General features: G+C 28.2%; 17 protein-coding genes. 7 read left to right on the top strand and 10 right to left on the bottom strand.

The genetic code is table 11. The features are described 5' to 3' along the window. Nucleotides 1-51: 51 nt before the first annotated feature. From ACRDDY_RS05215 to ACRDDY_RS05200, 4 genes are all read right to left on the bottom strand, one after another. Entirely contained in the window at nucleotides 52-1239 is a 1188-nt protein-coding gene (locus tag ACRDDY_RS05215; RefSeq protein ID WP_438563915.1) for an L-lactate MFS transporter, read from the bottom strand. Between the two features lie 299 nt (nucleotides 1240-1538). After that, nucleotides 1539-1703 (bottom strand): (2Fe-2S)-binding protein, encoded by a 165-nt coding sequence (locus tag ACRDDY_RS05210; RefSeq protein WP_438563914.1) that lies wholly within the window; start codon nucleotides 1701-1703, stop codon nucleotides 1539-1541. Nucleotides 1704-1821: 118 nt separating this feature from the next. Further along, nucleotides 1822-2715, bottom strand: a complete 894-nt coding sequence (locus ACRDDY_RS05205; protein WP_438563913.1) for a patatin-like phospholipase family protein — start codon at nucleotides 2713-2715, stop codon at nucleotides 1822-1824. A 43-nt stretch (nucleotides 2716-2758) separates the two neighbouring features. Continuing rightward, nucleotides 2759-2947, bottom strand: coding sequence for a hypothetical protein (locus ACRDDY_RS05200; protein WP_438563912.1), 189 nt, complete (start codon nucleotides 2945-2947; stop codon nucleotides 2759-2761). A gap of 178 nt (nucleotides 2948-3125) precedes the next feature. Here ACRDDY_RS05200 and ACRDDY_RS05195 point away from each other — a divergent pair, with 178 nt between their 5' ends. Next, the gene (locus tag ACRDDY_RS05195; protein WP_438563911.1) at nucleotides 3126-3833 is read left to right on the top strand and encodes a Crp/Fnr family transcriptional regulator; all 708 of its coding nucleotides are present in this window, start codon (nucleotides 3126-3128) and stop codon (nucleotides 3831-3833) included. A 290-nt stretch (nucleotides 3834-4123) separates the two neighbouring features. Here ACRDDY_RS05195 and ACRDDY_RS05190 read toward each other — a convergent pair whose 3' ends face one another. The 5 genes from ACRDDY_RS05190 to nagA all read right to left on the bottom strand — a co-directional run bounded on the left by ACRDDY_RS05190 (nucleotide 4124) and on the right by nagA (nucleotide 7937). Then, nucleotides 4124-4960 carry a deoxyribonuclease IV gene (locus tag ACRDDY_RS05190; protein WP_438563910.1) on the bottom strand — a complete coding sequence of 279 codons (837 nt, stop codon included), beginning with the start codon at nucleotides 4958-4960 and terminating at the stop codon, nucleotides 4124-4126. Between the two features lie 127 nt (nucleotides 4961-5087). Then, nucleotides 5088-5321: a hypothetical protein gene (locus tag ACRDDY_RS05185; protein ID WP_438563909.1), complete on the bottom strand. Its 234-nt coding sequence runs from the start codon at nucleotides 5319-5321 to the stop codon at nucleotides 5088-5090. 167 nt (nucleotides 5322-5488) lie between these two features. Beyond that, nucleotides 5489-5827, bottom strand: a complete 339-nt coding sequence (locus ACRDDY_RS05180) for a DsrE family protein (protein WP_438563908.1) — start codon at nucleotides 5825-5827, stop codon at nucleotides 5489-5491. Between the two features lie 99 nt (nucleotides 5828-5926). Next, entirely contained in the window at nucleotides 5927-6778 is an 852-nt protein-coding gene (gene fba / locus ACRDDY_RS05175; protein ID WP_438563907.1) for a class II fructose-1,6-bisphosphate aldolase, read from the bottom strand. 19 nt (nucleotides 6779-6797) lie between these two features. After that, the gene (gene nagA / locus ACRDDY_RS05170) at nucleotides 6798-7937 is read right to left on the bottom strand and encodes an N-acetylglucosamine-6-phosphate deacetylase (protein ID WP_438563906.1); all 1140 of its coding nucleotides are present in this window, start codon (nucleotides 7935-7937) and stop codon (nucleotides 6798-6800) included. A 177-nt stretch (nucleotides 7938-8114) separates the two neighbouring features. Here nagA and ACRDDY_RS05165 point away from each other — a divergent pair, with 177 nt between their 5' ends. The 3 genes from ACRDDY_RS05165 to yajC all read left to right on the top strand — a co-directional run bounded on the left by ACRDDY_RS05165 (nucleotide 8115) and on the right by yajC (nucleotide 10126). After that, the gene (locus ACRDDY_RS05165) at nucleotides 8115-9287 is read left to right on the top strand and encodes an SIS domain-containing protein (protein ID WP_438563905.1); all 1173 of its coding nucleotides are present in this window, start codon (nucleotides 8115-8117) and stop codon (nucleotides 9285-9287) included. Nucleotides 9288-9419: 132 nt separating this feature from the next. Continuing rightward, on the top strand, nucleotides 9420-9851 hold the full coding sequence (locus tag ACRDDY_RS05160) for a PTS fructose transporter subunit IIA (protein ID WP_438563904.1): 432 nt from the start codon (nucleotides 9420-9422) through the stop codon (nucleotides 9849-9851). Between the two features lie 2 nt (nucleotides 9852-9853). Beyond that, on the top strand, nucleotides 9854-10126 hold the full coding sequence (gene yajC, locus ACRDDY_RS05155) for a preprotein translocase subunit YajC (RefSeq protein WP_438563903.1): 273 nt from the start codon (nucleotides 9854-9856) through the stop codon (nucleotides 10124-10126). Between the two features lie 42 nt (nucleotides 10127-10168). Here yajC and ACRDDY_RS05150 read toward each other — a convergent pair whose 3' ends face one another. Continuing rightward, on the bottom strand, nucleotides 10169-11338 hold the full coding sequence (locus ACRDDY_RS05150) for a helix-turn-helix transcriptional regulator (protein WP_438563902.1): 1170 nt from the start codon (nucleotides 11336-11338) through the stop codon (nucleotides 10169-10171). A 250-nt stretch (nucleotides 11339-11588) separates the two neighbouring features. On the opposite strand from ACRDDY_RS05150, the gene agaV reads away from it, so the two are divergent. The 3 genes from agaV to ACRDDY_RS05135 form a co-directional block, all read left to right on the top strand. Next, nucleotides 11589-12065 carry a PTS N-acetylgalactosamine transporter subunit IIB gene (agaV, locus tag ACRDDY_RS05145; protein WP_438563901.1) on the top strand — a complete coding sequence of 159 codons (477 nt, stop codon included), beginning with the start codon at nucleotides 11589-11591 and terminating at the stop codon, nucleotides 12063-12065. Between the two features lie 46 nt (nucleotides 12066-12111). Then, nucleotides 12112-12924 carry a PTS mannose/fructose/sorbose/N-acetylgalactosamine transporter subunit IIC gene (locus ACRDDY_RS05140; RefSeq protein WP_438563900.1) on the top strand — a complete coding sequence of 271 codons (813 nt, stop codon included), beginning with the start codon at nucleotides 12112-12114 and terminating at the stop codon, nucleotides 12922-12924. Then, nucleotides 12914-13347, top strand: a 434-nt coding sequence (locus ACRDDY_RS05135) for a PTS system mannose/fructose/sorbose family transporter subunit IID (RefSeq protein ID WP_438563899.1), incomplete at its 3' end; no start/stop codon positions are given. The genes ACRDDY_RS05140 and ACRDDY_RS05135, both read left to right, overlap by 11 nt.

Here is a 13347-nt window from a genome sequence, read left to right as displayed (position 1 = left end):
ATTAAAAAAGAACTCATGTAGAAATGAGTTCTTTTAACGTATCAAAATTTATTATCTTACTTTTGCATCTTTAGGTGCTTTTATAAATATCATTATTACAAATGCTATTATTCCAAGTACTAATACTAAATAGAATGTTGGTTGTAATCCACCCATTACATTAGCAACTACTCCACCTAATAATCCACCAATTCCAAATCCCTGATAGATAATTCCATAGTTTTTACTACTATTTGCTAATCCAAAGTATTCACCAACTACTGATGGGAATACAGTAAGATTTCCACCAAATGCGAACGCTATTCCACCAACTGATAATAAGAATAATTCATAGTTTAATGGTACAAATAATATTATTATTGATGAAATAATTATTACTGCAAAAGCAATTGCTGCAACTTTTGTTCTTTGAATCTTATCTGAAAGACCTCCAAGAACAAATCTACCTACAGTGTTAAATATTGCAATTATAGCAACTGCATTTCCTGCATCTGCTGGTGTTAAGTGCGCTAAACTTGTTCCTACATTTTTAGCTGCTCCTATAACATATAATCCTCCTAAACATGAAGCTAAAAAAGCTATAAATAAAAGATATGCTTGAGGTGATTTAAATAATTCCCCTCTAGTGTATTCTCTTCCACCATATAAAGCTATATTTTCTGCTGTATGTTTTATAACTGCATCTTTTAATAATATTCCACCTATAAATATTAATATAAATGCACAAATTCCCCAATACATAAATGCATTAACTACACCAAAATCTTTTAAAAATCCTGTATTAATATATTTAAATATTAAACTTCCAAGTCCATAGCATCCAATTGATAATCCTGATATAATACCTTTTTTCTCTGGGAACCATTTAATACAGTTTGTAAGTGTTAGCATATAAGCTATTCCATCAGCTGCTCCAACAACTACTCCTGCAAATATATATAATAATGTTAATGAATCCATTCTTGGTGCTATTATAAGTCCTAATCCAAGTATAATAGAACATGCTATTACTACTTTCTTAATTCCAAACATTTCTTGTAACTTTCCTGAGAACAATGTACCAACGGCTAGTGAAAAACTAGTTATTGAAAAACTTAATACAACTTGCTCTACTGACCAGCCATGAAGTTCACCTAATGGCTTATTAAATAAACTCCACGTATAGAGAGTACCAAGTCCAAGTTGCGCTATCATTGTTCCTATAAGAATTATAATTCTTTTTTCTTTTGAACTACTCATTCTTTTTCTCCTTCGTTTTTTATTTTATTATGTACTTAGTATATCCATCTTTTTTCTATTTATTTATTTGGATTCTTATGGATATATTCTCCTAATTTTGATACTTACTCATTTTACTTTAAAGGTTCTCCCTCTGTCATCACTCTTCACTATTTATTAATACATTATTAAATTAAAACAAAGTTTATCTATATATAAAAAAGGCTATCTACACCATAGACAGCCTTAATTTTCCTTTTTCTAATCAATTTTCTATAAAATTTTTCAAATCAAATTTTATTATATATTTTTTTAATAAACTATTTCTTTAATAAAATTCTACTAATATCTTGAACACATGCTCCACAACATGATCCAGCTTCAGTCATTTCTTCAACTTCTTCTAATGAATCAGCTCCATTACTAACTGCTTCTTTTATTGTATCTGCATATACTCCTATACATGTACATATCATTTTACTCATTTTTATTAATCCTCCATGTACTCTAACATAGTTTTAATTCTTACTATATTAGTATGATTTATTGTCTATATCATATCATATTACTATGGATTCATCAATAACTTTTATTAAATAAATATTATTCTTTATTTTTTGTTAACCAATTATATACTTTAAATAATTTAGGATGCTTACTCTCCTCATCTTCTTTAATCTTTAATTCTTCTAAAAACATTATTGGCTTTAAAAGCTCCATTGTATCCTTATAACCTTCATCAATTCTTATTTTTTTTGATTCCATATCAAGATTTAATGTTCCTTTTATAGTACTTTCTTTTAGTTTTCTAGGTGCAAGTTCAATTATATTTGTATTTGGATAAAGTTCTCTATCTACAAATGAATCTTTTGAAAGCATTACTACTATTATAATGTCACACCCTTCACCATAAACAGGTTGTATTGGTGTATTATCTGCAACACCACCATCTATATATTTATTTCCTAAAACTTCAGTACAATCATATATTCTAGGTAGCGTTGCCGATGCTACTACAATTTCCTTTGCTGTTTCATCATCATAATCATTTAACTTAAAATATTTTGGTGTAAAATCTGGAAGTTGTGTGCATGCTGCATAGCATATTTTATTATTCTTTCTTACCTTATCTATATGTAGATATTTATCTATAATTTCTTTAGCTCCATCCTTAGGTGCTATTCCAACTTCCATCATTTTTGCCATACGCTTTTTTATAAGTTCAATATGTCTACCTCCAAGCACTAACTCAAAGCCTTTTTTCAAAAGCTGTGCCTTACTAATAGGAGCTAACTTTTCCATTGTCACTTCATCCCAAAGAGCCTCCGCTTCCTCTAAATCATTTTGTGCAAATAAAACTGCATTAAATGCCCCTATCGATGTTCCTGAAAATACTTGTATATATTTTTCTAAACCTAGCTCAATAAGTGCTTTCCAAACGCCAAGTTCATATGCACCTTTACCACCGCCACCTGATAATACTAATCCAATTTTCATAAAGTTCCCCTTTTTATTTTTTATTTTAAATTATAGCCAAATTTTATTCATTTATTCCTTTAAATTCTTCTTCTAAAGCCTTTACAACTTTAACATCTATCCCTAATAATTCTGCAATTAAATCTACAGGTAGTCCCTTTTTTAACATATTCCTAACTGGTATTCTTGATCCCTCCATTCTAAATTTCATTTCATCTTCACTATCTTTTTTCATTCTATCAATAAATCCCATTTTATATTCCTCCTTTAGTTTTCTATAAGTATAATTTATATATATTTTAATTATTAAACAAGTATAAATTTGGTATTTTATATTAACATTATCTTTCTTTATTTAAATTTCATTTTTCTTTATGCTATAATATTTATAAAATATAGTATCTAACTCGGAAATATAAAGGGGGTTTTATATGACAAACTTTTTACTTGGAAGAAAGACTTTATCTAATAAACTACTTAACTTTTCAAGCAAGAAAATTTCTCTTCAACGTGGTGAAATCTTATTTTTAGATCATTTTTTTGATCAAAAAATTGCTATTGTTGTAGATGGAATTGTTAACTATAACAATTCTATACAACCATCAAAAGAACTTTCACTTGGTTGCTATAGCTCTGGTGCTATTTTATTTTTAGGAAATATTTTTAAAGAATGTACAAATAGTTTAAAAGAAATTTCTTCTTTTAATATTAGTGCCTCTCACAATGCTACAATAGCCTTTATTTCAATTGATACTTTTGATAATATTATTTCAAAAGATTCTTCATTAATGTATGAAATTACAAAATATTATTCACTATTTCATGAAAAGAACTTTTATCAATTAAGAGACATACAAGTTTTTAATACTGAAGATGCCCTTCTTTCAATGCTTGTCCGTGCATATAACACTTATGGCAAGAAAATTGATAAAAATTATATTGTAAATAAAAAAATTTTTAATACAAATCTGGCTAAATGCTTAGATATAACTGAAGAAACTGTCTCTAGAACTATTTCATCATTAAAGAAACAGGGAATTTTAGATAAGAAAAATGGGCTTTTTATATTATATGATTTACAAGGAATAAAAGATAGACTTGGTTGTGCTTATTGTAATGAAGGATTATGTTATCTATAAAATTTAACAATATTGCTATAAAAAAAATAGAACTGCAAGCAGTTCTATTTTTTTTGTAAAGGTTCTTTTAAATTAGTTTCTTCTAAAAAAACTTATGCTTAATTATTATATTAATAATATATTATGCTTTTTATGTCACTATACAAATCTTATAGGATTTATATTAATGATTTGTCAGAGCGTACTAACTTTAACTGACAAATCTATGTCTTAGTACATTTACATAATAACATTAAAAACGAAAAAAAACCTTGATTTAAATCAAGATTTTTAGATTTTTTTAAACTTTTTTAAACTTCTTTATACAAATTTCTTAAAAGTTCGATTTCTTTCTTATATCCATCAAGTTCATTTGGTGTTTCTAAAAAAAATGGAATTCCTTTTAACCTCTTATTATTAATAATTTTTTCTATTGCTTCTAATCCAATTTCACCTTCACCAATTTTCTCATGTCTATCTTTATGACTATTAACAATATTTTTACTATCATTTAAATGAATAGCTTTTAATCTATCTAAACCAATTATTTTATCAAACTGATCTAATACTCCATCTAAATCATTTACTATATCATATCCACCATCATGTATATGACAAGTATCAAGACAAACACCCATTTTATCTTTTAAATTTACTCTACTAATGATTTCTGCAATCTCTTCAAAGTTTCTTCCAATTTCTGTTCCTTTACCAGCCATAGTTTCAAGTAATACAGTTGTATTTTGATCTTCCTTTATTACTTCATTTAACATATTTACTATGTAATTAATTCCTACTTCTACACCTTGTTTTACATGGCTTCCTGGATGAAAATTATAAAGATTTCCTGGAAGATACTCCATTCTTTCTAAATCATCTCTCATAGTTTGAATTGCAAACTCTCTTGTACTTTCAGTTCCTGAACATGCATTTAATGTATATGGTGCATGAGCTAAAATTTGACTAAAATTATTCTCTTTCATAATTTTTAAAAGTCCATCTACATCTGCTTGAACAATAGCCTTAGCTTTTCCACCTCTTGGATTACGTGTGAAAAACTGAAAAGTATTAGCTCCAATGCTTATAGCTTCTTTTCCCATATGTTCAAAACCATTTGTTGTTGATAAATGACATCCTATATTTAACATAAAATCTCTCCTAACTAATATTAATTATTTTTTAATATTATATCACATATTTTAAGTATTTATCTATTTTAAATCTAAACTAAAAAGGAATCAGTTTTCTGACTCCTAATCCTCTACCTTTTTAATCTTATGTTGGCATTACCATAATTCCTTTGGTGTTGTTTAACACCTCTTTAGCTAAACTAGGTTTTATCGTCTCTACACAAACTAACGTATCTGCTATACTTGCATTAATATTTGCATAATATGTTAAATCAAAAATATTCTCATAAGGAATCTCATTATCTTCTAGTGATTTAGTTACTTTTTCAATTGAAAAACTTTTTCCTTTTACTATAGCTATTATCGTACTACTTAACATCCCAATTCCACCTTTTATTTCTTTTAATACCATTTAAAACCATTATATAATATTTAAAAATATTTTTATATATTTTCAAACAAAAAAACTATCTAAATATATACTTTTTTTAAATAAAAAATATAGCTAAAACAATTAATTTGTTCTAGCTATAAATTAGATGATTTTTATACTTTTAAATAAGCATATCCATTATTTTGTTGTTCTAATATTTCTATTACAGCAGCTTTTACTACTTCAATTCCTTCTATAAGCTCTTCTTTTTTCATATCAAACATAGTAAGTGAGTTATTACAAACCTTTATTTTTACTCCAAGGTTCATTAAATCTTCTAAACTACTTTTTATTCCTAAATTTTCCGAAACCTTATCTTTTAATGCAACTGCACTTGGTCCATTTGATATTATTTCAACTATTGCTTCCGTTTGAAATTTCTTTGTATTTTTTGCATTATTAATTGCAGTCTTCCACTTATCTAAATCTCCTACATGAATTAATAATTTCATTTTTATCATCTGCCTTTCTTTTCTTTAATTATACTCCTTTTTACTTAAATAATCCAATTCTATTCATATAAAAACTAAAAAACCTTAGCCTTTATACTTCTATGCTTTATTGTCACATCCACAAACTTTTATTTTTTCTTTTACAAAATTTTCAACTTCATCCATTCCTGATTTATTGTACTTTTTAGGATCTATTACTTCTTTATCTTCTCTTAAATATTTATTTACTCCATCTGTAAACGCTATTCTAACTTCTGTTGCATAATTTACTTTACAGATTCCTCTTGAAATTGCTTCTTTAACTTTTGAATCAGGCACTCCTGAACCGCCATGTAAAACTAATGGAATATCTACAAGACTTCTTATTTCACTTAATCTTTCTAAATCTAATTTAGGTTCTCCTTTGTAAAGTCCATGGGCTGTTCCTATTGCAATTGCTAAAGAATCAACTCCTGTTCTTTCAACAAACTCCTTAGCTTCCATTGGATTTGTATATGGATTTCCTTCTCCACTATCTAAATCATCTTCTTTTCCACCAACTTTTCCAAGTTCTGCTTCTACTGTAACATCTGAAGCTTTGCACATTTTAACTACTGATTTAGTTAAATCTATATTTTCCTCAAAATCATGATGAGATCCATCTATCATTATTGAAGTATATCCTGCTCTAAATGCTTTTGCTGCTAACTCAAAGCTTGACCCATGATCTAAATGCATAACTACAGGTACTTTTGCCTTACTTGCTGCAACCTTTGCATTAGCTAAAAAATAATCTACATCTGCATATTTTACTGTTGATGGTGTTGTTTGCATTATAACTGGTGCATTCATTTCTTCGGCTGCACTTATAACTGCCATTACCATCTCCATATTCTCAACATTAAATGCTCCTATTGCATATTTTCCCTCTTGTGCTTTTCTTAAAATCTCTTTACTTCTCATTAATTCCATTTTCTTTTCCCCCTAAATTTTATAACATTTTCTTTCCTAAACAATATGTTTGTTCTACTGAATAATCAGAGTTTAATACTACTAAATCACTATCATATCCTACGCCTATTCTTCCCTTAGTTTTATCTATTCCAAGACATCTTGCTGGATTTATAGTACATGAATTTATAGCATAATTGAATGGTACCATAGCTTCTTCAACTAAAAACTTTAATCCTTCATTCATTTTTAATGTTGAACCTGCAAGACCCTTTGTATCTGTTAAATGAGCACTTCCATCTTCATATATTTCTATTTCATTTCCTCCAAAGGTAAACTTTGAACCAGTTTCAAAACCTTTTGCCATTAAGGCATCAGTTATCATAATTCCATAATCAGCTCCCTTTGCCATAAAGAAGTTATATAATGCTACAGGTGTTGAATGATTTCCATCACATATAACCTCTCCATACATTCCTCTTACTCTATAAGAAAACCCAACTAGTCCATTGTTTCTATGATTAAAAGGAGTCATTCCATTATAAACATGAGTTTGAGACCTAGCTCCATTTGCAAAAGCTAAAACTGCTTCATCATAGGTTGCTGCTGAATGTCCTATACTAACTACTATTCCATTTTCATTTAAGTACTTAGTTAATTCAAAATCCTCATCAACTTCTGTTGCAAGTGTTACATATTTTATTAGTCCTTTAGCAGACTTTTGATATGATATAAATTCACGCACACTTGGTTTTGCTATATGTTCCTTTGGTTGCGCTCCTTTATATTCCATATCAAGATAAGGTCCTTCAAAGTGAATTCCTAAAATTTCTGCTCCTTCATAACCATCTTCTGCAACCTTTGCTACATTTGCTAAAGCTTTTGTTAAAACTTCCTTACTCTGTGTTATAGTTGTTGGAAGTAATGCTGTTACACCTTCTTTAACTATTCCCTTAATCCATTTTCTTAGACCTTCTTCTTCAGCATCATTAGTATCAAAACCATATGCACCATGACAATGAACATCTATAAATCCTGGAACTATTCTTTTATCACCATAATCAACAGTTACTTCTTTCTCACCATATTTATAAATATTTACTATCTTATTATCATCAACTTCTATTTGTGCCCTAGTAAACTGATCCCCTATCCATACCTTTGTACTTTGAATTATCATACTCTTAAATACCTCCCCTCTTAAATTCCATAGGTTTATTATAGCTAATAAGATTTTCATAATATTTACACTTTTTAACATACCTCTTATATCTTTTAACAATTCCATTGTATTTAAAATTCTCTTTACTATAATTTAAAGTAATAAAACTTTTATACACTTTGGAGGGGTATTAATATGACTATTTTTAATTATTCTACAGAAGAAATGAAAAATTCTTCTTCAATTTTCACATTAAGTGAAATACATCAACAACCAAACACATGGACTAAAACTTTAAATCAAATTAAAAATATTAAAAGTGATTTAGAAAGCTTTATAAATAATGTAATTAATGAAGATGATTTTGATATTATCTTAACAGGTGCAGGAACAAGTGAATTTATAGGAAACTCCCTATACTCTCATTTAAATACTAAATTTAATCACAAGGTAAAATCTTATGGAACTACTGATATAGTAAGCACACCTGAGAATTATCTTTCAAAAGAAAAGAAAACTTTACTAATAAGCTTTGGACGTTCTGGAAATTCTCCTGAATCAATTGGATGTGTAAATGTTGCATCAGCAGTATGTAAAAATCTTTACAACCTTTTTATTACATGTAATAAAGATGGTGCACTTTCTAAAATGGCAAATGATTTAGAAAATTCATATGCAATAAATCTTACTGATGAAACTCATGACCAGTCTTTTGCTATGACTTCAAGTTTTTCAAATATGTATTTAGCTGCATATCTTACTTTTAACCTTAATTCACTTGAAGAAAAAGAAATTCTTATAAATGAAGTTTCTAAGAAAACAGAAAGTTTCTTAAATAATGATTTTAATCTTCCTAAAACTATAGTAGAAGATTTTGATTTTGATAGAATTGTTTACTTAGGAAGTAATACTCTTAAAGGAATTTCTCAAGAATCTTCATTAAAAATGCTTGAACTTACAGCTGGTGATGTAACTACTATGTTTGATACACCACTTGGATTTAGACATGGACCTAAATCAATAATTAATGATAAGACTTTAACTGTAATTTATACAAGCTCTGATTCTTACACTTATAAGTATGATTTAGACTTAATAAAAGAACTTAGCTTAGAGAGAAAAGGAAATAAGATTCTTGTTGTTTCTAATACACCATCAAGAGAATTAGAATCTTTAGCAGACTATACTTATTTCTATAAAATAAATAATTCACCTAATAATGTAGAACTTGGACTTGCTTATATAACATTTGCACAAATTTTATCTACATTTAAATCATTAGCTATGGGTATTACCCCAGATAATCCTTGTCCATCAGGTGAAGTAAATCGTGTAGTTAAAGGTGTTACTTTATATGATTATCTTTAAAATTTAAAATTAAGCCAGTTTTATAGAAACTCTGACTTAAAACTTTATTTTCTATTCAAATGGTAAAATATATAAATTATGTAGTATTATAGTTATTGTAACTATTTTTATAAAAGGAAGGAATTGAGATTTATGATAGGATTAATAATTAGCGGACATGGTCATTTTGGAACAGGATTACAATCATCTTTAAAATTAATTGCTGGAGACACTACAAATGCAGAGTTTATTGATTTTGAAGAAAATGATTCAACTGAAAGTTTAAAAGAAAAATATATAGGTGCACTTAAAAATTTAGAGTCTTGTACATCAATATTAGCACTTACTGACTTAGCAGGAGGCTCACCTTTTAAAACTTTAGTAGAGCTTTCAACAGAAATAGATAAAAAAATGGAAGTTGTAGGTGGAAGTAATCTTCCTATGATTCTTGAAATTACTATGGGAAAAGATATTTTTGATGATTTAGATATGCTTTCAGAAACTGCTTTAAATACTGGAAAAGACAGTATAGTAAAATTTGAATTAATTGAGCATACTGAAGATAATGATGAGGATGGTATTTAGATATGAACTGGGAAGTTATTAGTTGGACATGCATTACAGTTGCTGTATTAGTTTTAATTGGTGGGTTAATCTTGATGTTTATATCAGCAAGAAATTTAAAGAAAAGTGCTTCTTCAATAAAAACACTTCAAACTGACTTAAAAATAGGTACAGAAGTTATGTTCTGTGGTGGAATTTATGGAAAAGTTGTTAAAGTATCTGAAGAAACTGTTCTTGTAGAAGTTAGTAAGAATGTAATTGTAAAAGTATCAAGATATGCACTTCAAACAGTATAATAATGGAGCTGTCAAAATAGACAGCTCCTTATTTTTATACTCTTATTCCTTATATATCTTCTGTGCATAATCACTTGGACTAATCTCAAAATGCTGAGTAAATGCTCTTGAAAAATAATGAATTGAACTAAATCCAAGCATAAAAGCTATTTCACTTATAGTAAATTTATTTTCTTTAATAAGTCTCTTACTTTTCTCTAGCTTTAAATTATTGATATATTTCTTTGGAGTTATACCTAAATTACTTTTAAATAAAGTTTGAAGTGAAGATCTTGATAATGCAAATTTATCACAAAGCTCTTCAACAGTTATAGGTTCACAAATCATATCATCTATATAAACTATAATCTTTCCTAAAAGTTCATCTTGAAAATGTTCATGAGATTCTAAAACAGGCTTTACATCCTCTTTTTCAACATAATCATATTGGAAAAGTCTTATTATTATCTCATGAAAATTACTTAATATTAAATTTTGTGAATAAGGAATATTTAAAGAAATATTCTTTGCAAAAACTCTTATAGCCTTATAAAGTTCCTTTTCAGAATGAAACACTCTATTGCAAATTAAACTATCATCCTCACATTCCATATTAAACATTACAGTTAAATAAGAACATGCAATATCACTCTTCACCTCTTGAGTATGAAACTTATTTTTACTATAAATAATAACATCATAAGAATTTAAAACAAAATTTTCTCCCTCAATGCTTGTATTTAAAATTCCATTATCCACAAAAGTTAACTCATAAATATTATGCTCCTCACCCTTAAACTTATAATTTGGACTTTTTATCGTATAATAATACGCCATTATTTCAGGTATATTTATAGTTTGTACAATTCTATTATAAACATATGGTGGATTTAAAAACTCTAGCTTTAAATTATAATTTGATGGAATCACTAAATTAAACTTAACTTCATCAGTCATTGATATTATGTTAAAATACATATTCTTTTTTATCTCTAAATTTCTATGAATTGCAAAAAGTTTAAAATCTCCATTACTAGATTCACCTATCAGAATATATGCCATTCCCTCTTTCACTTCAATATCTACACTTTCTGAAAAATTATATAAACTTGAAATAGTTTTATCTCTTGTTATAATTTCTCTCTTTATAAACTCATTTTTATCTATATCGCTTTTTTCATCATAAACATTCCCATATTTTAAAAACAAAGGACTTGTAGTTTTATCATACATTATAAATCCTCCCATCAAATCTCTGCTTTATTCTCAATTTCCATCTCAAAACATTTCTTAATATTTTACACTTATTATTATGTTTCTCCCTCTTTATTTATGTCATTTTATATTTTACCACATTTTATAATAATTGTTAAAAAATATAAATTCATTACTGAAAAAGCTAAATATAATTTTAATTCTTATTAATATAATAAGTATATAGGATTTCAACCTAATAAAAAATTTTATGGGAGGTGAATATTTCATGCCAAATATAATTTTAACAAGAATAGACAACAGATTAATACATGGACAAGTTGCTACTCAATGGTGTGGATCAATCGGTGCTAATTTAATTTTAGTTGCAAATGATGCAGTTTCAAAGGATAGTCTTAGACAAGGTTTAATGGATATGGCTGCTCCTGCATATGCTTCTACTAGATATTGGTCACTTGATAAAACAATTTCTACTATTCACAAAGCTAATGCTAGACAATTAATTTTCTTAGTTTGTGAAACGCCAAGTGATGTATTAAAACTTGTAGAAGGTGGAGTTCCAATTAAGAAAGTTAATATTGGAAATATGCATATGGCAGAAGGTAAAAGACAAGTTGCAGGTTCTGTTGCTGTTGATGATACTGATGTACAAGCATTTAAAAAGTTAAAAGATTTAGGTGTTGAACTTGAAATAAGAAGAGTTCCAACAGAAGGTACAGAAAATATTGAGAAATTATTTAAGTAATATTATTTATAAGAAAATTTAATAAGTATAGGAGGGAAATAAAATAATGGATTTTAATGTTGTACAAATTCTATTAGTTGCAGTTTTCGCTTTTATTGCAGCTATAGATCAGTTTAGTTTCTTAGAATCTTTATATCAACCAATTGTATCTGGTGCTATTATTGGAGCAATTTTAGGTGATTTACAAACAGGACTTATAGTTGGTGGAACTTATCAATTAATGACAATTGGAAACATGCCAGTTGGTGGAGCTCAACCTCCAAATGCAGTTATAGGTGGAATTATGGCAGTTATCTTTGCTATTTCTACTAAGCTTGATGCAACTGCTGCTGTTGGACTTGCTATTCCATTTGCTTTAATTGGACAATACTGTGTAACTTTATTATTTACAGCTATGTCTCCATTAATGTCTAAAGCTGACAAGTATGCTGAGGAAGCTGATACAGCTGGAATTGAAAAACTTAACTACCTTGCAATGGGTGCTCTTGGATTATTCTTTGCAATAGTTGTTGTTATTGGATTAATCGGGGGTACTGCTGCTGGTAACGCATTAAATGAATTCTCACAAAGTGCTGCTTGGTTCATGAGTGGACTTAGTGCTGCTGGTGGAATGATGAGATATGTTGGATTTGCAATTCTTTTAAGAATTATGCTATCTGGAGAACTTTGGGGGATTTACTTTGCAGGATTTGCTCTTGCTGCTATAGTTGGTGGTATGGAAGCTCTTGCTGGACCTGCATTATTAATAATTGCATTCATAGGTATAGCTATTGCAATATACGATTTCCAAACAAATGTTAGAATGAAAAATAGTGTAGGTTTTGCACCTGGAGGAGGAGACGACGAAGATGGCATTTAAAACTCAAACTAAACCTGAAACTCAATTCAATCAAAATCAATATTCAGATTTAACGCCAGCTCCAAAACTTGATAAAAAAACTTTAAATAAAATGGTTTGGCGTTCACTATTCCTTCAAGCTTCTTTTAACTATGAAAGAATGCAAGCTGGTGGATGGTTATATGGAATAATTCCTGGATTAAAGAAAATCCATACAAATAAAAACGATTTATCAAGATCAATGAAACACAACCTTGAATTTTTTAATACTCATCCATTCTTAGTTACATTCGTTATGGGTATTGTTCTTTCTTTAGAGCAACAAAAAGCAGATATTCCTACAATTAGAGCTGTCCGTGTTGCTGCAATGGGACCACTTGGTGGAATTGGAGATGCTATTTTCTGGTTCACATTAGTTCCTATAACTGCTGGTATTACTGCAAA

This window comes from Clostridium sp. (assembly GCF_051656525.1).
Classification (GTDB): domain Bacteria; phylum Bacillota; class Clostridia; order Clostridiales; family Clostridiaceae; genus Clostridium.
This window is presented reverse-complemented; position numbering and strand designations above follow the sequence as displayed.